Consider the following 20,074-nt stretch of genomic DNA (forward strand, 5'->3'; position numbering starts at 1 on the left):
AAAATATATAATAAAATAGTTGAAAAAAATATAAAAAAGATATATTATAATGGTTAACTAATAAATTCACCATTTATTAGATTTGGAAATTTTGAAATTAAAATAATATTGTAAGGAGGGATATAATATGAAAAAAAGAATAGTCGGAACGTTTGCTTTTATTGTTGCTATTGGGGGAGTTATTTATATGAAAAATAACCCTAGGTATAAAGAAATAATTAAGACGGTAAAAACTGCTGATACAAAAGGTTTGTATAAAAAAATAATTTTAGAAAAAGATAAACAGGCTTTTACAACAAAAGCTAAGATAAAAAATTATACAATAGACTACGAAAGTATTCGAGGTGTTGGTGAGAAAATTTTTACCAGATTGATTATAAATAATAATTCTAGGTTTAACATTAATACTCTTATCACTCCAAGAGAAAACACTTATAATATAGAAAAAATCGAATATTCGAAAGAATTGGAAAAGTTATTGAAATCTGATGATAACAATAGCATGATGACATAATAGTTACACAAAAAGGCGATGATACAAAAAATCATTTGCTTTTTTATTTAATTTTAAACATAATTGGCATTAATAAATTTTTATTTTTTAAAGTTGGTTTAATGTTTAAGTAATACAGATTTTAATAATTAATAATACAGATAATTTATTTTTATTTACAGCTATAGTTTTAGATAATGAGATTATTAAATAATTTCTAATACAGGAGTAATACAGATACAAAATTATGCCATTAAAATAATTTTTTAAAATTTATCTTATTTTTATGAGCAGTAAATTTGTAATTGAATTTAATTCTAAGTATAATGGCGGTAATGATAATTATTATCATTAAATTTTAATAATAAAGAGGTATTTGATATGAGTAAAATAGTAGTAGTTGGAGCTAACCATGCAGGAACAGCATGTGTTAATAAGATTTTAGCAACATATGGTGATAAAAATGAAGTTATAGTTTTTGATCAAAACTCAAATATTTCATTTTTAGGCTGTGGTATGGCGTTGTGGATAGGTAAACAAATTTCAGGTGCGGAAGGATTATTTTACGCAAATAAAGAGTCTTTGGAAAAAGCCGGTGCTAAGGTATATATGAATTCACCCGTTGAGCTAATTGACTATGATAAAAAAGAGGTGCATGTGTTATTGGAAGGAAAAACACAGCATGTTGAATCATATGATAAATTGATTTTAGCAACCGGCTCAACACCGATTTTACCGCCGATAAAAGGCGCGGAACTGGTACCCGGTAATCGTGAATTTAAAGCAACGTTGGAAAATTTACAATTTGTAAAATTATATCAAAATGCTGAAGAAGTAATTAATAAATTAAATGACAATCCGAATATTAAACGTGTGGCAGTTGTTGGTGCCGGTTATATCGGAGTTGAATTAGCGGAAGCATTTGAACGTTTAGGAAAAGAAGTAACGGTAGTTGATTTAGTAAATACATGTTTAGCAGGTTACTATGATCCGGAATTTTCTGATTTAATGAAGAAAAACTTGGAAGACCACGGTATTAAATTGGCATTTGGGCAAAAAGTAGAGGCTATTGAAGGTGACGGTAAAGTTGAACGATTGGTTACCGATAAAGAAACATTTGATGTTGATATGGTAGTTCTAGCTGTTGGATTTAGACCGAATACAGCGCTAGGAAATGGTAAAATAGAACTATTCCGTAACGGTGCATTTTTGGTAAATAAAAAACAAGAAACAAGTATTAAAGATGTTTATGCAATCGGAGATTGTGCAACAGTATATGATAATGCAATAGGGGATACAAATTATATTGCTTTGGCATCAAATGCGGTGCGTACCGGTTTGGTTGCGGCTTTAAATGCCGGTGGTGACGGTGATGTTGTTGAATCGGCAGGTGTTCAAGGGTCGAACGGTATTTGTATCTATGATTTAAAAATGGTATCAACAGGTCTTACATTAGAAAAAGCAAAACGTTTCGGATATAATGCGGTAGTAACTGAATTTACAGACTTACAAAAACCGGAATTTATTGAACATGATAATCATGAAGTAAAAATTAAAATTGTTTATGATAAAGATAGCCGTGTAATCTTAGGTGCACAAATTGCATCTAAAGAAGATGTTTCTATGGGAATACACTTATTCTCACTAGCGATTCAAGAGAAAGTAACGATTGAAAAATTAGCATTAACTGATATTTTCTTCTTACCGCACTTCAATAAACCTTACAACTATATCACAATGGCGGCACTGTCAGCTAAAGAATAGGATAAAGCCATAAAGTAAGGACGAATTAATCAACTGTAATAAAAAGATTAATTGTTTTAGATATTTAAAAACCAAGATTTTAGAATTATATTTCCTTAATCTTGGTTTTAATTTTTAATTAAGTTCTTTTATAACTTATCGTAATATTATTGTTCGATACTATGTGTTATCCTCATTATCGGTTTCTCCTACCAGTAAAAATAAAAATTCTATTGATTTTAAACCTAATTTTATTTTTTCGAAATTAACACAGAGTAACCCATTTCCATAGCTGTCAACAAGTCCGGCTTGTTTTAAAATATTTGTTTGATAAGTAATTGCCGGCGGCGAGATTTGGAAAAAATCGCTCAGTTTTTTGTTTGTATTAAAACCGTAATGAATCATGCGGAGAATTTCGAAACGTGTATCATCGCCAAGAGCTTTTAATAATGATTTACGAATGTTATCAGCATTTTTTAACTGTGTTGCTGATTCTCTTGTCAGCAACCCAAGGCAAATAACAGGTTGAAACAGATCGTTATTCGTTGTAAATGGTTCGCCGCTAATAATAACAAGACGATTGGCGGAAAACATCAGCGGTACTATTTCGGACTCATAGTTATCTTGCAATAATACTTTGGCTTTATTATTAATATATTTACGGTATAAAGTATCAAGTTTTTCCGTTCCAAGTATATTTAGAAAATAAGAATTTGTATTTTTATCAACTTCTTTATAAAATTTCGTAAGTTGTGGTTCAAACAATTTTTCAGCTTCAATGTAATGTTGAAGAAAAATTGGGTATAGCGTAGAAAAACAGTTTTTAAGTTTTTTGCGATAAACTCCAAAATTTCTATATGCGGAAAACAGTACAAATTTAGTTTCGTTTCCAATATCAAGTAAAGAGAGATTTTCCAAAAAGGTATTGTTATCAAGTATGGTATTTTTATTAAAAGCATATTTAACTACCGCTAACTTAAACGCTTCCGGATCAATAGTATCTAAAATTTGCAAAAAATCATCAACGTTATTAACATTTTGTGTCATAAAACGGCGATAAATCATTTGAACAAGAGGCAGTGCCGGTTCGGTAAAAACATCGCCGATAAGCGTCTGGTATGCACTGATGTCAGAATAATATTTATAAATTGTGTGTTTAAACAGCAAGGCTTCCGAACTGTTATCAAAATTATCACGTAATGTATTAAGCCATGTGGTTTTAATAAGTTCGTGTGTAACAATAAAATCAAGTAGTATACATTTCTCTCTTTTAGCGATATTCATGCTCGTTCTCCTATAAAAATTCAATATACTAATTATATATCAGAATAAGTTATAATACAAATGTTTCTTAAAGAGATATTTAATAATCATTACGATTTAAAGTTAGGCTATATTAATAATTATTTATTAAATTATAGTCTATACATGGCGATTTTATAATAAAGACACATAAATTTTAACTTAAGTAGTTATTTAATTAGGGGTAGTTTTAAAGTGAAATAATGATTTTAATATAAGAAATTTAAAATAAATTGTTAAAGAGTGTTTTAGCTAGTGGAAAAGGACACAAAGTAATGCTATAATAAACAAGAAATATTAATAAATGGAGGTGTAATTTGAAATTATCAGTTTTGGCTAGTAGCAGTAGCGGAAATAGTATTTACATAGAAAGCCCTAAATTCAGATGCTTGGTTGATGCAGGACTTACCGGAAAAAAATAGTGGAAAATCTGGAACAAATAGATAAAGATATAAAAGATATTAATGCAATTTTTGTTACTCATGAACATATCGACCATATAAAAGGTGTTGGTGTTCTTGCGAGAAAATACAATATTCCAATCTATGCAAATAAACTAACTTGGGATAATATGACAAAAATTGGAGAAGTTAAATCCGATTTGAAATTCCATTTTGAAAAAGAAGAAAGTAAGATTTTTGGAGATATTGTCGTTAATAGTTTTGGAGTCAGTCATGATGCGGCTAATCCGCAGTTTTACACTTTTGAATGTGACGGTAAGAGAGTGAGTATATTAACCGACACCGGATATATTTCGGATAAAATGATAGATTATGTGAAAGACTCCAACACCCTTGTTTATGAGAGTAATCATGAGGAAAATGTTTTACTCAGCGGCTCATATCCTTGGAAAACGAAACAACGCATTTTGTCGGATATGGGGCATTTATCTAATACAGATTCGGCAAATTATCTCACAAGAATTATCGGAGATAATACAAAAAATATTTATCTTGCTCACCTTAGTAAAGAAAACAATACTAAGGAGTTGGCAAGGATGACGGCTGTAACAACATTAGAATCAAAGGATATTGATTGTAACAATAGAATTTGTATTTTTGATACAGATCCAGAATTACCGACGGATATAATAGAAATATAAAATTTTTGGGTAGCGGCTGTTTAATAATTTTGCATTTTTCAAATTTGTAGTTGGATAAATGTGGAGAAAAAAATAATAAAAAAATTATAGCAATTCTCACTAAATATTCAGAAAATTCTAGTTTTTTTAGTGGGAATTGCAACTTTTTTATTGCATTTTTTCGAAAAATCTTATAATATATTACTATGTTTTAAAAAAATTGACTGTGTAGTTAATATAAAAATATAAAAGTTATAAAGTTTGAACAGAAAAGCTATAAAATGATATTAGGTATGTTCGGAAGGAGTAGTTAATGGACAAACTATTAGAGATTAAAAATCTGGAAACAGCTTTTAGAATTAAAGATGATTATTTTAACGCTGTCGACAAGGTGAGTTTGGATTTGTATAAAAACGAAGTGCTTGCTATTGTTGGAGAAAGTGGTTGCGGTAAGTCAACTTTGGCAACGACAATTATGCGACTTCATAATGAAAATTTAACACGTTCTACCGGAGAGATTATTTACGATGGGAAAAATCTTTTAGAACTGACTGAAGAAGAGATGAATAAAATCAGAACGAAAGATATTGGGATGATTTTCCAAGATCCGCTTTCTTCTTTAAATCCCCTTCATAGAATAGGAAAACAAATAGAAGAAGCTCTGATTTATCATACAGAATTATCAAAAGAAGAGCGAGAAGAACGTGTTATTGAGTTATTAACTCAAGTAGGTATTCCAAATCCGAAACGTTGTGCAAAACAATATCCGCATGAATTATCGGGCGGTATGCGTCAACGTGTCATGATTGCGATGGCGATGAGCTGTAAGCCTAATGTTTTAATCGCTGATGAACCGACTACAGCCTTGGACGTAACTATCCAAGCACAAATTTTAGATTTGATTAAAGGATTGCAAAACGAAATGCACGCCGGAATTATTTTAATTACCCACGATCTTGGTGTCGTTGCTGAAATGGCGGATAGAGTGGCAGTGTTATATGCAGGAGAAGTGGTAGAAATCGGTACTGCAGAACAAATCTTCAAAAATCCGAAACATCCATATACACGTAGTCTTTTACGCAGTATACCACAATTAGACGATGATTCAGCAGATGATGAATTATATGTAATTCAGGGTATGGTGCCGTCTATTAAAAATCTTGACCGCAACGGGTGTCGTTTTGCGGATCGTATTCCATGGATTAAAGAAGAAGCACATGAACCTAATCCGACTTTACACGAGGCGGAAGAGGGGCATTATGTAAGATGTACTTGCTACAAGCACTTTGTATTTGAAGGGGAGGATAGCTAATGTTAAAAGTTGACAATTTAAAAGTACATTACCCCATTCGTGGAGGTTTTTTCAATACGATAAAAGATCACGTTTATGCAGTTGACGGTGTTGATATTGAAATTGAAGCCGGAAAAACTTACGGTCTTATAGGAGAAAGTGGTAGCGGGAAGACGACTGTCGGTAAAGTGGTTCTTGGTTTGGAAAAAGCTACTGCAGGGCAAATTATTTATAAAGATGAAGATGTTACTAAGAGAAACGCACGTAAAAAAATAAAGTATAATCGTGATGTTCAAATGATTTTCCAAGATGCAATGTCAAGTTTAAATCCCAAAAAACGTATTATTGACATTATCGCAGAACCGATTAATAATTTTGATAATTTATCGGAAGAAGATACTAAAAAACGTGTTTTGGAACTTTTAAATATCGTTGGTATGGGAGAAGAGGCGTTGTATAAATATCCGTTTGAATTTTCCGGCGGACAACGACAACGTATCGGGGTAGCTCGTGCTATTGCGTGTAATCCACGTTTAATCGTAGCTGACGAACCCGTATCTGCTCTTGACCTTTCCGTGCAGGCACAAGTGCTTAACTTTATGAAACAAATTCAACGAGAGTTTAATATAAGCTATTTATTTATTTCTCATGACCTTGGTGTCGTAAAACATATGTGTGATTATATTTATATTATGTATCGTGGGCGTATTGTAGAGCGTGGTACTCGTGAGGATATTTACAATAACCCGCAACACATTTATACTAAAAGATTGATTGCGGCTATTCCGAGCACAAACTTAGATAAAGCGAAAGAAGTTATTGAAGTAAGGGAAGCTGTAGAAAAAGAATATCAAAAACACTACGAAGATTACTTTGACGAAACCGGCAGAGTATATCCGTTGAAAAAGTTAACTGATACACACTATGTTGCGATGAAAGGAGGAGAAGTATAATGTGGAAAGTAGTATTAAAACGTGTTTTAATCATGATACCGCAGCTGTTAATTCTTAGTATTTTGGTTTTCGGTTTGGCAAAACTTATGCCCGGGGATCCGTTTAGCGGACTTGCAGAAAATCCGAAAATATCACAGGAACAAATTGAGTCGATTCGTCGTGCGAGCGGATTTTATGATCCATGGTATCAACAATATCTAACATGGCTTAAAAATTTTATACATGGTGATTTCGGTTTGAGTTATACAACCGGAAAATCGGTAGGGACATTGCTGGGAGAACGTATTTTCAACACGTTTAATCTGTCATTATTTACGGCGATATTAATGTACGTGGTGGCAATTCCTATGGGGATGTATGCAGGGTGTTATAACGGTTCAAAATTTGATAAATTTGTAACATTTTATAACTTCTTCTTCCTTGCGATTCCGTCGTTTGTATTGTATTTATTTATGATTGCGATTTTCGGTTTCGGTCTTGGATGGTTTCCGACAAGCGGATCTGTAGATGTTAATCTTGATCCGGGAGCTTTTAATTATTATATTAATAAATTACAGCATTTAATTTTACCGGGTATTTGTTTAGCGTTACTGTCGACGGTATCAACTGTTCAATATTTGCGAAATGAAGTAATAGATGCTAAACATAGTGACTATGTAAAAACAGCCCGTGCTAAAGGTGTACCTGTAAATAAAGTATATTCAGGTCATATTTTTAGAAACTCAATCTTACCGATTGCGGCGTTCTTCGGATTTACAATAACAGGATTGTTTAGCGGAGGTATTTTTGTTGAAACAATCTTCGGTTATCCGGGTATGGGTCAGCTGTTCTATCAAGCAATACAAGATCGAGATTATAGTGTTGTTACAACGTTAATGTTATTCTCAGGGCTCTTAACTTTAGTAGGTAGTGCATTAAGTGATATTATTATGGCTATCGTTGACCCACGTATTAAACTGGACTAGGAGGAAGTAAAATGTCAAAAGCTAAAGAAACAACAGTTACAACAAAAACTCCTTCCGGATTTTCGGTTGTAGCACGTGAGTTTAAAAAAGATAAAGGTGCATTCGCATCGTTAATCGTTTTATCGGCGATTATATTATTTGTTATTGTTTTTAATATTTACATAAGAGTAACGGATCTTTATGACAGTTATTTTAATGTGGATTTACTGAATATTTTCTTAAAACCCGGTGAGGACGGCTTTTTACTTGGAACGGACGTAGGTGGACATTCCGTTTTCGGTTGGCTTATGATGGGTATGCTTAACTCAATTTTAATCGCGGTTGCCGTTACAGTAATTACGATTACTTTCGGAACAACTGTCGGGTTGGTAATAGCTTATTACGGTGGACGTGTTGATAATATTGTTATGCGTTTTGTAGATTTTATGGTAATTATCCCGATTTTAATGGTAATTATCGTATTCGTTAGTATTAAGCGTAACTACGGTATTGTGTTATTTATCTTAATACTGGCAGCATTCGCTTGGATGAGTTCAACACGTTTAGTGCGAAGTAAAGCACTTAGTGAATCACGTCGTGACTATGTTCTTGCTTCAAAAACTATGGGAACGCCGGACTGGAAAATTATGTTAAAAGGGATACTACCTAATATCAGTTCGATTATCGTAGTAGAAGCAACTTTAACCTTAGCCGCTAATATGGGTATTGAGGTTGGGTTGACATACCTTGGTTTCGGTCTTCCGGCAGGGACACCTAGTATAGGAACAATGTTATCTTATGCCAAAGATGCCGATGTACTTATTAACAAAATGTACATTTGGTTACCGGCAGCCCTTGCGATTTTAATTATTGTTTTATGTATTAATTCAATTGGTGGAGCATTAAAACGTAGTTTAGATGCAAGACAAAGATTATAGTAAATATATTAAATTATTTTAAAGTAAAAATAGAAAAGTAAAAAGCTAAGCAGCATTTTGTTGTTTGGCTTTTTTTGGTTTTGTGTCAAATACGGGACACGAGAAAAAACATATAACTAAAAAATCGTGATTTCATTAGAAATTTGTTTTGCCGAGTTGCTCCTTGTTACTGTTAAAATGTTGCTACTAGATTCGGTATTGCCAAAAATGGCTATAAAGCAGACGCTAAAAATAGTTTGTATATAAATATATTTGTTTGCCATTTTCTAAATAAAAGCACTTGACAGAAAATACAGCTATAATATTTTAAAAAATGTTTCCTAAGGAGAAACTTTTATGTTAAATTTTCTGACAATTAATTGACCGTGTTAGATTTTTTTGATATAATACCAAACAACAAACGATTAAGAAAGGTCGTGTGCTTTAAACACGATAGGAGGATAAGATAATGGAAAAAAGAAAGATGTTAAAGGTTGTTAGTTCTGCTATGGCGCTCACTATGTTACTTGCAGGTTGTTCGAGTGCAAGTAACAAAACCGGTGGAAGTAAATCTGCCGTAGAATTTAAAACATCTGTTGATAATGGAGGAACAGCAGTAAATAATGGAAAACTTAAAGTTGGTATTCTAAGTTCTGATCCGCTAACAGGAATGTTTAACCCTGTATTCTATTTACAAGCAACAGATAATTATGTTATGGAAGATACAATGACAGCAACATTCTCAACGGATAAATCATATAGAATGAAACAAGATAATAGTGATGATCCTGTAATGCTCCACGTTGATAGAGATAAAAAAGAAGTTACATTAACCGTTCATAAAGATTTAAAATGGAGTAACGGCAAAGATGTAACAGCAGATGATATTATTGCAACTTATAATTTAATGGGTAACCCGAAATATTCTGATAACGTACGTTACAGCGATGAGTTTGAAGTTATTGAAGGTATGAAAGAATATCATGACGGAAAAGCAAGCAGTATTTCAGGAATTAGCAAAAAAGACGATAAAACAGTTGTGATTAAATATAAAGAAATTAAACCTGCGTTATTATGGGGTACAGGATTTATAACCACATTCCTTAACAAAGATCAAGTAGAAGCTGCTTCAAAAGATTTTACAAAATTCTCTGAAGCCGAACTGAATACAAAACCATTATCATACGGTCCTTATTACTTTGATAAAGTAGTAAACGGAGAAAGTGTTTTAGCGAAAGCAAATCCTCATTTCTACAAAAAAGATGATGTTAAAGTTAAAGAAATTGAATATAAAGTTATCTCTCCTGCCCAAGCAAGTGCGGCAATTAAAAATGGCGATATTGATTATATGAAAGCAATAACAACAGGGGTTTATGATAGTATTAAAGATGCTAAAAACGGAACAGTTTTAGGACAACCGGACTTCTATATGTCATATGTCGGCTTTAAACTTGGTAAGTTTGATAAAGAAACAGGTAAAAATGTCGTAGATCCTAATGCAAAAGCGGCAGATGTAAGAGTACGTCAAGCGTTCGGTTATGCAGTTGATTGGGATCAAATCAACGAAAAAGTCTTTAAAGGATTACGTTTTACAGCTACTGATTCTGGATTATATCCTCCACGTGTGGAAATGTTCTACAATAAAGATGGTAAAAAATTCACCAAAGATACAGAAAAAGCGAAAAAATTATTAGATGAAGCCGGTCTGAAAGATACTGACGGTGACGGTTTACGTGAAGATAAAAACGGTAAAAAATTAACATTTAACTTCGCAATTCGTAACACAGGACAAGATTTTGACCAAACATTAGCTGATACATTTATCAAATCATGGAAAGAAGTTGGACTGGATGTAAAACTTGTTGATGGAAAACTAATGGCACCTAAAGACTGGTCACGTCGTGTAACAGCGGATGATCCAAGTATTGATATTTTCCAAGGTGCATGGGGCTTAGGAACTGATCCGAACCCTAGTGAATTAGTGGGAACTACAGCACCGTTAAATTATACACGCTATACTAATGATACCTTAAATAAAGACTTGGCTGCACTTAATACACAAGAGATGTTTGATGATAATAAATTAAAAGAAGCATACAAAAAATTCGACAGCGATTATGCTAACGAAATACCATGGTTACCATTCAGTTGGACAAATGAAATGACATGGATTAACAAACGTATTAAAAATATTGATATAGCAAAATTGAGTTTAGGAGAAATGAAATTATATCAATTAGAACTTACATCAGATGACAGTGCAAAAGGATAGAAAATACTAATTATTATTAAAAACAAAAAGAGGGCTAATTAAAAAAGTAGAAATTCTATTAGAATTTACTTATTGACAGTTAGACGTACAAGATCATTGATTTAGGAACACTCTTTAAAAGATTTTCCCAAAATCTAACGAACTGTGCGGGGCGACTTAAAGATCGATTTTTAACGAAATCACGATTTTGAGTCACCCCCTTTTTTTGTGATTTTTTATCAAATAAATATTGTTTATGTTTTGATAACTAATTTTGGTAATTGCATTAATAATTTTTAAAAGATTAATTATCAGATTCGAAAATAATAAAGTTTCTTCTATAATAAAATCAAAAATAGCACTGTAAAAATCAATTTTTCTAATTTAATAATAAGAATTTGCAGAAATGGAAAAGCGGATAGGTCTATAATATTTAAACAACGGCTGAAATTATTTAATAAAAAAACAGTGCTACATAACATACTCTATCAAATTATTGGGGTAAATAAACTTAAATATAAATAAAATTTTCAGATAATTATATTGACTTATTAAAATGATGTTAGAATATTCTCATATTAACTGAAAATAAACAACTGTATTTTATGGAGGAAATAAAATGAAAAAAGGTAAGTTCTTAAAAGTATTTAGTTCGGCAATGGCACTTTCGGTGATTTTAGCCGGCTGCTCAAGTTCGAGCAATTCAGGAAGTAAAAATTCACCAAAAGCAAAAGTTGAATTCAAATCAAGTTTTGATAATGGCGGTTCGGCTGTAAAAGATGCAACATTAAAATTTGGTATTCTTTCACCACAACCGTTAACCGGACTTTGGAATCCTATATTCGCAGATAAAGCAGAAGATATGTATGTTAATGATGCTGTTATGGGAGGAACTTTTACAGTCGATGAAGAAGGACGTATTAAACAAGATAATTCTGATGATGCGGTTAAATTCCATTTAGACAGAGAGAAAAAAGAGGTAACATTAACTATTCATGACAGAGTTAAATGGAATAACGGGGAAGATTTAACAACAAAAGATATTGTTGCTTCATACGAACTTATGGGTAATCCTAAATTCACTACAAACACTCGATATAATGATGCTTTTGAATTTATTGAAGGTATGAAAGAATTTCACTCAGGTAGTGCAAAAACAATTTCAGGTTTGCAGGTGAAAGATGATAAGACTATTGTAATTAAATATACTCAAATTCGTCCGTCATTGATATGGGGAGAAGGATTTATCGCTGATTTCTTAAATGCAAAACAAGTAGCGGAAGCCTCTAAAGATTTTGCTAAATTTGCAGAAGCGGACTTAAACAAAAAACCGTTATCATATGGTGCATACTATATTGCTAAAGAAGTAAATGGAGAAAGTATTCTTGCAGAAGCTAACCCGCACTTCTATAATAAAGACAAAGTAAAATTAAATAAAATCGAGTTTAAGGTTGTATCACCGTCACAAGCAAGTTCTCTAATTAAAAACGGGGATATTGACTATCTGGCTGCTACGCCGGCTGTTTATGAAAACAGTAAAGACTTGAAAAACGGTACATTCTTAGGAGAAACTTCACGTGATATGACATATGTTGGATTTAAACTAGGTAAATTCGACAAAGAAAAAGGAGAAAATGTTGTAGATCCGAATGCTAAATTAGCCGATAAAAACTTACGTCAAGCGTTCTTATATGCGGTAGACCGTGATCAAATCAACGAAAAAGTTTATAAAGGTATTCGTTTCACACCGACAGGATCAGGTATGTATCCGCCGGCAGTAGGTAAATTGGTAAATGAAAATGCAACGGCAGTTAAAAAAGATGTTGAAAAAGCTAAAAAATTACTTGATGATGCAGGTTACAAAGATACCGACGGTGACGGATTACGTGAAGATAAAAACGGTAAAAAATTAACATTTAATTTTGCCATTCGTAATACCGGTGCGGACTATGATCAAGCATTAGCAGATACATTTATTAAATCATGGAAAGATGTTGGATTAGATGTAAAACTTGTTGACGGGAAATTAATGTCACCAAAAGACTTCGCTTCTCGTGTTCAAGCTGATGATCCGTCAATTGATATTTTCCAAGCCGGATGGAAATATGGAACAAACCCTAACCGCCAAGAGTTGTTAGGTAAAAAAGCACCGTTAAACTTATATCGTTATACTACCGATGCTTTTGAAGAAAGTTTCAAAAAACAAGCAACCGATGAAATGTTTGATGATAACAAATTAAAAGAAGCATATAATAAGTTTGATACGGAAGTAGCAGAAGAACTACCGTTCTTCCCGTTAAGTTGGAACACAAATATTTATTGGTTCAATAAACGTGTTAAATCTTATGATTTAGAAAAAGTTAAAAAAGGTGATTTTAAACTATACGAATTAGAATTAACTGCTAACGAAGGTGCAAAATAATAGTTAGAAAATAATTAAGTGAATACTCGACCGGAAAATTTCGGTCGGGTATTACTGTTTTATAAGAAAAAGTATTAAAATTAGTGCAATAAATAACAAATATCCTTTTTGTAAAAATATTATTAATACATTCGGTTAAAAAGATATATAACAAATAAAAAACGGTGTAATATTTGATGTAATTGTATTTTGAAAACTGGTAAGGTGTTGCTAAATGGCATTAAAATTGATATACTATAAGTTAGACAATAGACAACTTGAAGCGAAGGAGTGTGCTTAAATAATATGGTATATAATCATAGAGTTATAGAAAAGAAATGGCAAAAATATTGGGAAGAGAATAAAACATTTAAAACATTAGAAAATCATAGTAAAGAAAAATTTTTTGCATTGGATATGTTTCCTTATCCGTCAGGGGCAGGGTTACATGTTGGACATCCGGAGGGGTATACGGCAACAGATATATTAAGCCGTTATAAACGAGCGAACGGCTATAACGTCTTACACCCGATGGGTTGGGATGCTTTCGGATTACCGGCTGAACAATATGCACTTGATACCGGAAATGATCCGAGGGATTTTACCCAAAAAAATATTGATACATTCCGTCGCCAAATTAAAGAATTAGGATTTTCTTACGATTGGGATCGTGAGGTTAATACGACAGACCCAAAATATTACAAATGGACACAGTGGATTTTTAAAAAATTATATGAAAAAGGTCTGGCATATGTTGACGAAGTGCCTGTTAACTGGTGTCCTGCTTTGGGAACGGTGTTGTCAAATGAAGAGGTAATTGACGGAAAGTCGGAGCGTGGTGGACATCCGGTAGAGCGTCGACCTATGCGACAATGGGTTCTTAAAATTACCGAATATGCTGAACAACTGTTAGCTGATCTTGATATTCTTGATTGGCCGGAGAGTTTAAAAGCAATGCAACGCAATTGGATTGGTAAATCCGTCGGAGCGGAGATTGATTTTAAAATTGATAAAACGGAAGAAAGTTTTACGGTATTTACAACACGTGCGGATACTTTGTTCGGAGCGTCTTATTGTGTGCTTGCCCCCGAGCATAAATTAGTGGAAAAAATTGTAACTGCCGAGCAACGTTCTGTTGTAGATGAATACTTAGATATTGTTAAGCACAAATCAGATTTGGACAGAACAGATCTTAATAAGGATAAAACCGGAGTTTTTACCGGGGCATATGCTATTAATCCGGTAAATAATGAAAAATTACCAATCTGGATAGCGGATTATGTGCTTGTTTCATATGGTACCGGAGCTGTAACGGCAGTTCCGGCACATGATGAACGAGATTACGAATTTGCTACAAAATTCAACTTACCTATAAAAGCTGTTATTGAAGATAACGGTGAGATACTTGTACCGTTTTACGGTGACGGTAAGCATATTAATTCAGACTTTATCAATGGGTTGAATAATGAAGATGCTAAGGTAAAAATAATAGAATTTCTGGAAAATAACGGAGTTGGACGCAGTAAAGTAACATATAAACTTCGTGATTGGTTGTTTTCAAGACAGCGTTATTGGGGAGAACCTATTCCGATTATTCATTGGGAAGACGGCACTATGACAACTGTACCGGATAGTGAACTGCCGTTATTACTACCGGAAACTGATAATATAAAACCGTCAGGAACGGGAGAATCGCCACTGGCGAACATTGAAGATTGGTTAAATGTTGTAGATCCAAAAACCGGCAAAAAAGGAAAACGTGAAACAAACACAATGCCGCAATGGGCAGGTTCATGTTGGTACTACTTGCGTTATATTGATCCGCACAATAATGAAATGTTTGCAGATCCTGAAAAACTGAAATACTGGTTGCCTGTTGATGTATATATCGGAGGAGCGGAACATGCGGTTTTACATCTGCTGTACGCACGTTTTTGGCATAAAGTGCTTTATGATTTAGGCTTAGTTCCGACTCGTGAACCGTTCCAAAAACTATTTAACCAAGGTATGATTTTAGCAGAAGGAAAAGACGGACGTCCGGAAAAAATGTCAAAATCAAAAGGGAATGTTGTTAATCCCGATGATATTATTATCTCTCATGGGGCTGACACATTGCGTGTTTACGAAATGTTTATGGGGCCGTTAGATGCCTCTATCGCTTGGAGTGAAAATGGACTTGACGGATCACGTCGTTTCTTGGATAGGGTATACCGCCTGTTTGTCGACGAAGAAACCGGTATGGTAAATAATAAAGTTCAAGACAAAGATAATTCTAAGTTGGAGATAAGCTATAACTACACTGTAAAAAAAGTATCAGAAGATATAGAAACAATGCAATTCAATACAGCTATTTCTCAACTGATGGTTTTTGTTAATGATTGTTACAAAGCGGAGTATATCCCACGTAAATATGCGTTAGGTTTTATCCAATTATTAGCACCGTTTGCACCTCATTTAGCAGAAGAAATGTGGTCTATTTACGGCAATAATAAATCAATATCATATATTCCGTGGCCGACATTTGATGAGAGCAAACTGGTTAGTGATACCGTAGAAATTGTTGTGCAATTAATGGGTAAAGTAAAAGCGAAATTAGAAGTTAAAAAAGATTTAACATCTGCTGAATTAGAACAAACAGTATTGGAAAATGCTGAAGTCAAAAAATTGTTAGTAGGTAAAAATATTATTAAAGTAATTGTTGTACCGGGTAGATTAGTCAATATAGTAGCAAAATAAGGAGAATAACATGGAAGAATTAATTTATAATATTGTCAGTGAAATAGTTGAACATAAAGATGAAATCAAAATAGAAAAATTGGTAAAAAATGCACGTGAACACTATATTTTAACCGTTCATCCCGAAGACTGCGGACGTGTTATCGGTAAAAAAGGTATGGTCATTAATGCGATTCGTACTGTACTAAATTCAACGACATTTAGCAAAAAAGTATATTTAGATTTAGTGGAGTAAAAGGATAAAGAAGAAAACCTTTAAATCAGTTCTAAAGCCTAAAAGTTTTGGATGATTTAGAGGTTTTTTATTTTTATAGAATTTAATTAAAAAAAGAAAATGGAAAATTATTTAATGAGATTTTCAATGTAATAATACTATGTGATAAATTGTAAATATAATGGAAGAATTTCGATAAAATATGTTAAAAAATTATAAAAATATATAGCAAAGGTATAGATTAAAGAGAAAAAAAGTGGCAATATCTATAATTTAGATAGAAAACTATAAAAATTTAACAAAAAATACAAAAGAGATAATTTAAAGCAGTAATAATGAATAATTATTCAAATTATAAAAAACGTTTAATTAAGCTGGAAAAAACTGAAATATTTTCTGTAAGTCCTTTCATTATTAATTATAGAAAAAATCAAAAAATATTAAGAAAATAATAAGGTTTTTGCTTGACAAATCAAATATATTAGGAGTAGTATATACATATAGTAAAATTATGTATACTTAGAAAATAATAAATAATATGTAAAAATAAGAAATACATAGAACTATAAAATTGTGTGTTATAAAAGTGTTATAAATATTAAGGAGGAGCATTATGTATTTTGATAAAAAGAATGCTACACAAAAAAATTGGCGAATGGTCAAAAAAGGGAAAAATATCCTATTTAGCTGTTCGCTTGTTCTTACATCCGGAGTAGTTGTTTTAGCAACTCAATCGTCTTCAGTAATTTTGGCGAAGGATGCAGCTAGGGTAGATACGGTTTCAACCGAAACATCTACAAAGTCATTAAGTTCTGAGAAAAAAGTAGAGAATGTAGTAGAGGAAAGTAGAAGTGTTAAATCCAGAGAATCTAGCGGAACGATTCATACTGATAACAATTCAGGTGGTGTGAATCAGCTTTTAAATGGACAAGTAGCTCCTGCTCCAACTGTAAATACTACTTATTCTAGCACATCGGCAAGTGTTACAATGCTGACAGTGGCATCAACAGATAGGGTATTGACTGGTACAGGTACAGCAGGCGGAACTATTAAAGTTAAAATTAATAACCAGGAAAAATATACTACGCAGGTAGATAGTTCCGGGAAATGGTCTGTTTCACTTCAAAAAGGTTTAAATAATAATGCTGGGGATGGAGACTCTCTTGCTACTAAAGAAACTGTAACTGTTACACAAACAGTTAATGGTAAGGAGAGTTCAGAAGTATCTGTACATGTTTCTATCGGTCATTCAAATGTTGAACATTCATCTTTAACAACAGACAGTTTAATTGCCGGGCAAAAAGAAGTGACTGTAAAAGTACCGCATGATGTCGGTGCAGGATATTTTAAGTATATAAATACTGATACCGATCAGGAAAGTCAACTTGGGTTTAAACGAGATTCTTTAAATTCACCTTGGGTTTCTGTTGACGAGTCAAAAGGAAAAGTAAAATCATATAGTTCGGATGGTTTCTACGATACGATCGTCCTTGAAATGGTTCAAAAAATTAAAGAGGGTGTTGGTAAAGGATCTTCTATTTCAAATGTTACATATGGGGGATACTCAAGTCTTGAAGGATGGAAAAATATTAATGTTGTAAACGAAGCACCGACTATTACTTCAAAAGTAACGGGAAATAAAAAAGAAATCGCTAAAGGTGATGCTTTGGATTTAATGTCACTCGTAACTGTCGCAGACAAAGAAGACGATAAAAAAGCTACAGTTGGAACACCTGTTCATGCAGAAGTGGTATCCGTTAACGGTGATGCCAATAAAAAAACAGTTGATACAAATACATTCGGAGTTTATACGGTTGTCTACAAAGCAGTTGACAGTCAAGGTAAAGCATCATCAACAGTTACAATTACGGTAGAAGTTAAAAAAACACCTACTCCACCTGCACCGCAAGTAGCGGCAAAAGATGACGGCAGTGTAGAAATTACTCCACAAGGAGATACTGATAAGGTAGAAGTAAAATATATAGATGAAAACAACCAATCGCAAACAATAACCGTTAAAAAAGGTTCAGATAATAAATGGAAAGCAGAAGGAACAACACCGACAGGGGTAACGATTGACGAAGCAACCGGGAAAGTAACATTACCTAAAGAAGCTGTAAAAGACAATTCACAAGTAACGGCTGATGCAACAAAAGGGGATAGCGACAAAGCTACACAAACTGAAACAGCAAAAAGTAATAAAGAAACTATAGTACCGGAACTTCAAATACCTTACGATAACCCAACATTAAAACAAATTTACGTATATGCTACTGAAGAAACACATATTACACTTAAAGTAACGGATAACTCAGGTAAGGTAGCACAAGCAGGGTTAAAATTACCGGTAAGCGGTTCTTGGGATGATCAGATGAATGGGAATAGCAGAGCAGCCTTATATTTGAAAACTGATAAAGTAATGACAACGGGAGTAACAACAGCAACAAAAGAAAATCCGACAACATTTACAATTACGGGAACAGTCCCTAAAGGGGTGTATACTCCGGGGGAAGCATTTACTCGCTTTTTATATGCAAAAGATGAAGCAGGGAATGAAACAACAAAAACATATGAAAATAAACCATCAGTAAATGGTTATATTCGTTTTGTTGTAAAAGAACAAACAAGTAAATACGATGCCAAAGCACCGTCAACACCAATTCTTGTAACTGAGCCGACAGCGGATATTACTAAAATCGAAGAAGCCGTAAAAAATGCCAATAGTACATTTAAAGATAAAATAGGTAGTGTAACACTATCTGCTGACAGTAGCAAAGTAATTGTAACTTACAATGACGGTAGTACAGATGAATTAGATGCACAAAAAGTATTTGTAGTTAAACAAAAAACACCAGCCGCACCAAAAGTAGAAGCAAAAGATAATGGAGTTGTAGAAGTAACGCCACAAGGTGATGCGGACAAAACAGAAGTAAAATATACAGATGAAAACAACCAACCGCAAACAGTAACCGTTAAAAAAGGTGCTGACGGAAAATGGAAAGCAGAAGGAACAACACCGGCAGGAGTAACAGTTGACGAAGCAACCGGAAAAGTAACACTACCGGCAGATGCGGTGAAAGATAATACAGAAGTAAGTGCAACAGCAACAAAAGGAAACAGCGACCCATCAGAAGCAGCTAAAGCCCAAGTTAAAAAACCGGTAGAAGCACCAAAAGAAATACAAATAAAAGAATTTAAACATGGTGACACAAGTGTAACAATTACACCGGAAGATAAACCTGATTTAATATTCTTAGGAGTAAAAGGTAAAGAAGTTAAACTGGAAAAACAAGCGAACGGAAAATACAAAGTAGTATCAAATCAAGCAAATGTAACAGTAGAAGAACAACCAGATGGAAGTATTAAATTAACATTACCGACCGGAGAAACATTTGCGGCAGGAGACAGAGTTGTAACAAGAGCGGAAAATAAAGATAATACAATGCCGAAAGGAACAAGACCGTCACAAGAAGTAAGTGGATATGCAGGATTAAATCCTATAACAACTAAAGTACCGGTTAAAAATCCAAGTAGCTTAACGGACGAAGAAAAAGCAAAAGTAAAAGAAGCGGTTAAAAAAGCAAATCCGGGAATAGAAGAAGCTGATATAGTAGTAGAAGCCAATGGTGATGTAACGTATAACCATAAGGGAGCAGGTTCAGATGTAAAACAACCGCTTAAATTAACCAATACGGTAAAACCTGCAGATGCAAATAATGTAAAAGAACCTGATGTAAAAATTCCGGTT

The 20,074-nt window shown here is 33.2% G+C and carries 12 protein-coding genes and 1 pseudogene; 12 read left to right on the forward strand and 1 reads right to left on the reverse strand.

All coding sequences use genetic code 11. From position 1 onward, the window contains the following. Positions 1-127: 127 nt before the first annotated feature. Both HMPREF1983_RS04440 and nox read left to right on the forward strand, forming a co-directional pair. Positions 128-514 (forward strand): DUF1310 family protein, encoded by a 387-nt coding sequence (locus HMPREF1983_RS04440; protein WP_021753102.1) that lies wholly within the window; start codon positions 128-130, stop codon positions 512-514. 360 nt (positions 515-874) lie between these two features. Further along, complete coding sequence (gene nox / locus HMPREF1983_RS04445; RefSeq protein WP_021753103.1) at positions 875-2,257, forward strand: H2O-forming NADH oxidase; 1,383 nt, start codon at positions 875-877, stop codon at positions 2,255-2,257. 159 nt (positions 2,258-2,416) lie between these two features. On the opposite strand, the gene HMPREF1983_RS04450 is transcribed toward nox, so the two are convergent. After that, positions 2,417-3,520: an ArsR/SmtB family transcription factor gene (locus HMPREF1983_RS04450; RefSeq protein WP_021753104.1), complete on the reverse strand. Its 1,104-nt coding sequence runs from the start codon at positions 3,518-3,520 to the stop codon at positions 2,417-2,419. Positions 3,521-3,855: 335 nt separating this feature from the next. Here HMPREF1983_RS04450 and HMPREF1983_RS04455 point away from each other — a divergent pair. The 10 genes and pseudogenes from HMPREF1983_RS04455 to HMPREF1983_RS04500 form a co-directional block, all read left to right on the forward strand. Continuing rightward, positions 3,856-4,640: pseudogene (locus tag HMPREF1983_RS04455) on the forward strand (MBL fold metallo-hydrolase). A 292-nt stretch (positions 4,641-4,932) separates the two neighbouring features. Further along, positions 4,933-5,931, forward strand: coding sequence for an ABC transporter ATP-binding protein (locus tag HMPREF1983_RS04460; RefSeq protein ID WP_021753106.1), 999 nt, complete (start codon positions 4,933-4,935; stop codon positions 5,929-5,931). Next, entirely contained in the window at positions 5,931-6,863 is a 933-nt protein-coding gene (locus tag HMPREF1983_RS04465) for an ATP-binding cassette domain-containing protein (RefSeq protein ID WP_021753107.1), read from the forward strand. The genes HMPREF1983_RS04460 and HMPREF1983_RS04465 overlap by 1 nt, the downstream gene beginning before the upstream one ends. Continuing rightward, entirely contained in the window at positions 6,863-7,828 is a 966-nt protein-coding gene (gene opp4B, locus HMPREF1983_RS04470; RefSeq protein ID WP_021753108.1) for an oligopeptide ABC transporter permease, read from the forward strand. The genes HMPREF1983_RS04465 and opp4B overlap by 1 nt, the downstream gene beginning before the upstream one ends. 11 nt (positions 7,829-7,839) lie before the next feature. Further along, entirely contained in the window at positions 7,840-8,745 is a 906-nt protein-coding gene (locus HMPREF1983_RS04475; RefSeq protein WP_021753109.1) for an ABC transporter permease, read from the forward strand. A gap of 448 nt (positions 8,746-9,193) precedes the next feature. Then, positions 9,194-10,996, forward strand: coding sequence for an ABC transporter substrate-binding protein (locus tag HMPREF1983_RS04480; protein ID WP_021753110.1), 1,803 nt, complete (start codon positions 9,194-9,196; stop codon positions 10,994-10,996). Positions 10,997-11,594: 598 nt separating this feature from the next. Continuing rightward, complete coding sequence (locus tag HMPREF1983_RS04485) at positions 11,595-13,397, forward strand: ABC transporter substrate-binding protein (RefSeq protein WP_021753111.1); 1,803 nt, start codon at positions 11,595-11,597, stop codon at positions 13,395-13,397. 285 nt (positions 13,398-13,682) lie between these two features. Beyond that, entirely contained in the window at positions 13,683-16,112 is a 2,430-nt protein-coding gene (leuS, locus tag HMPREF1983_RS04490; protein WP_021753112.1) for a leucine--tRNA ligase, read from the forward strand. 10 nt (positions 16,113-16,122) lie between these two features. Next, on the forward strand, positions 16,123-16,347 hold the full coding sequence (locus tag HMPREF1983_RS04495; protein WP_021753113.1) for a KH domain-containing protein: 225 nt from the start codon (positions 16,123-16,125) through the stop codon (positions 16,345-16,347). 592 nt (positions 16,348-16,939) lie between these two features. Beyond that, positions 16,940-20,074 (forward strand): sialoglycan-binding domain-containing protein (locus tag HMPREF1983_RS04500; protein ID WP_021753114.1); only part of this gene is annotated, 3,135 nt, incomplete at its 3' end.

Origin of the sequence: Gemella bergeri ATCC 700627, assembly GCF_000469465.1 — a bacterium.
Lineage (GTDB): Bacteria > Bacillota > Bacilli > Staphylococcales > Gemellaceae > Gemella > Gemella bergeri.

What these genes read in the sequence shown, in the direction of transcription:
- HMPREF1983_RS04440 (WP_021753102.1), top strand. Translation starts at nt 128, where the DNA reads ATGAAAAAAAGAATAGTCGGAACGTTTGCTTTTATTGTTGCTATTGGG.
- nox (WP_021753103.1), top strand. Translation starts at nt 875, where the DNA reads ATGAGTAAAATAGTAGTAGTTGGAGCTAACCATGCAGGAACAGCATGT.
- HMPREF1983_RS04450 (WP_021753104.1), bottom strand. Translation starts at nt 3,520, where the DNA reads ATGAATATCGCTAAAAGAGAGAAATGTATACTACTTGATTTTATTGTT.
- HMPREF1983_RS04460 (WP_021753106.1), top strand. Translation starts at nt 4,933, where the DNA reads ATGGACAAACTATTAGAGATTAAAAATCTGGAAACAGCTTTTAGAATT.
- HMPREF1983_RS04465 (WP_021753107.1), top strand. Translation starts at nt 5,931, where the DNA reads ATGTTAAAAGTTGACAATTTAAAAGTACATTACCCCATTCGTGGAGGT.
- opp4B (WP_021753108.1), top strand. Translation starts at nt 6,863, where the DNA reads ATGTGGAAAGTAGTATTAAAACGTGTTTTAATCATGATACCGCAGCTG.
- HMPREF1983_RS04475 (WP_021753109.1), top strand. Translation starts at nt 7,840, where the DNA reads ATGTCAAAAGCTAAAGAAACAACAGTTACAACAAAAACTCCTTCCGGA.
- HMPREF1983_RS04480 (WP_021753110.1), top strand. Translation starts at nt 9,194, where the DNA reads ATGGAAAAAAGAAAGATGTTAAAGGTTGTTAGTTCTGCTATGGCGCTC.
- HMPREF1983_RS04485 (WP_021753111.1), top strand. Translation starts at nt 11,595, where the DNA reads ATGAAAAAAGGTAAGTTCTTAAAAGTATTTAGTTCGGCAATGGCACTT.
- leuS (WP_021753112.1), top strand. Translation starts at nt 13,683, where the DNA reads ATGGTATATAATCATAGAGTTATAGAAAAGAAATGGCAAAAATATTGG.
- HMPREF1983_RS04495 (WP_021753113.1), top strand. Translation starts at nt 16,123, where the DNA reads ATGGAAGAATTAATTTATAATATTGTCAGTGAAATAGTTGAACATAAA.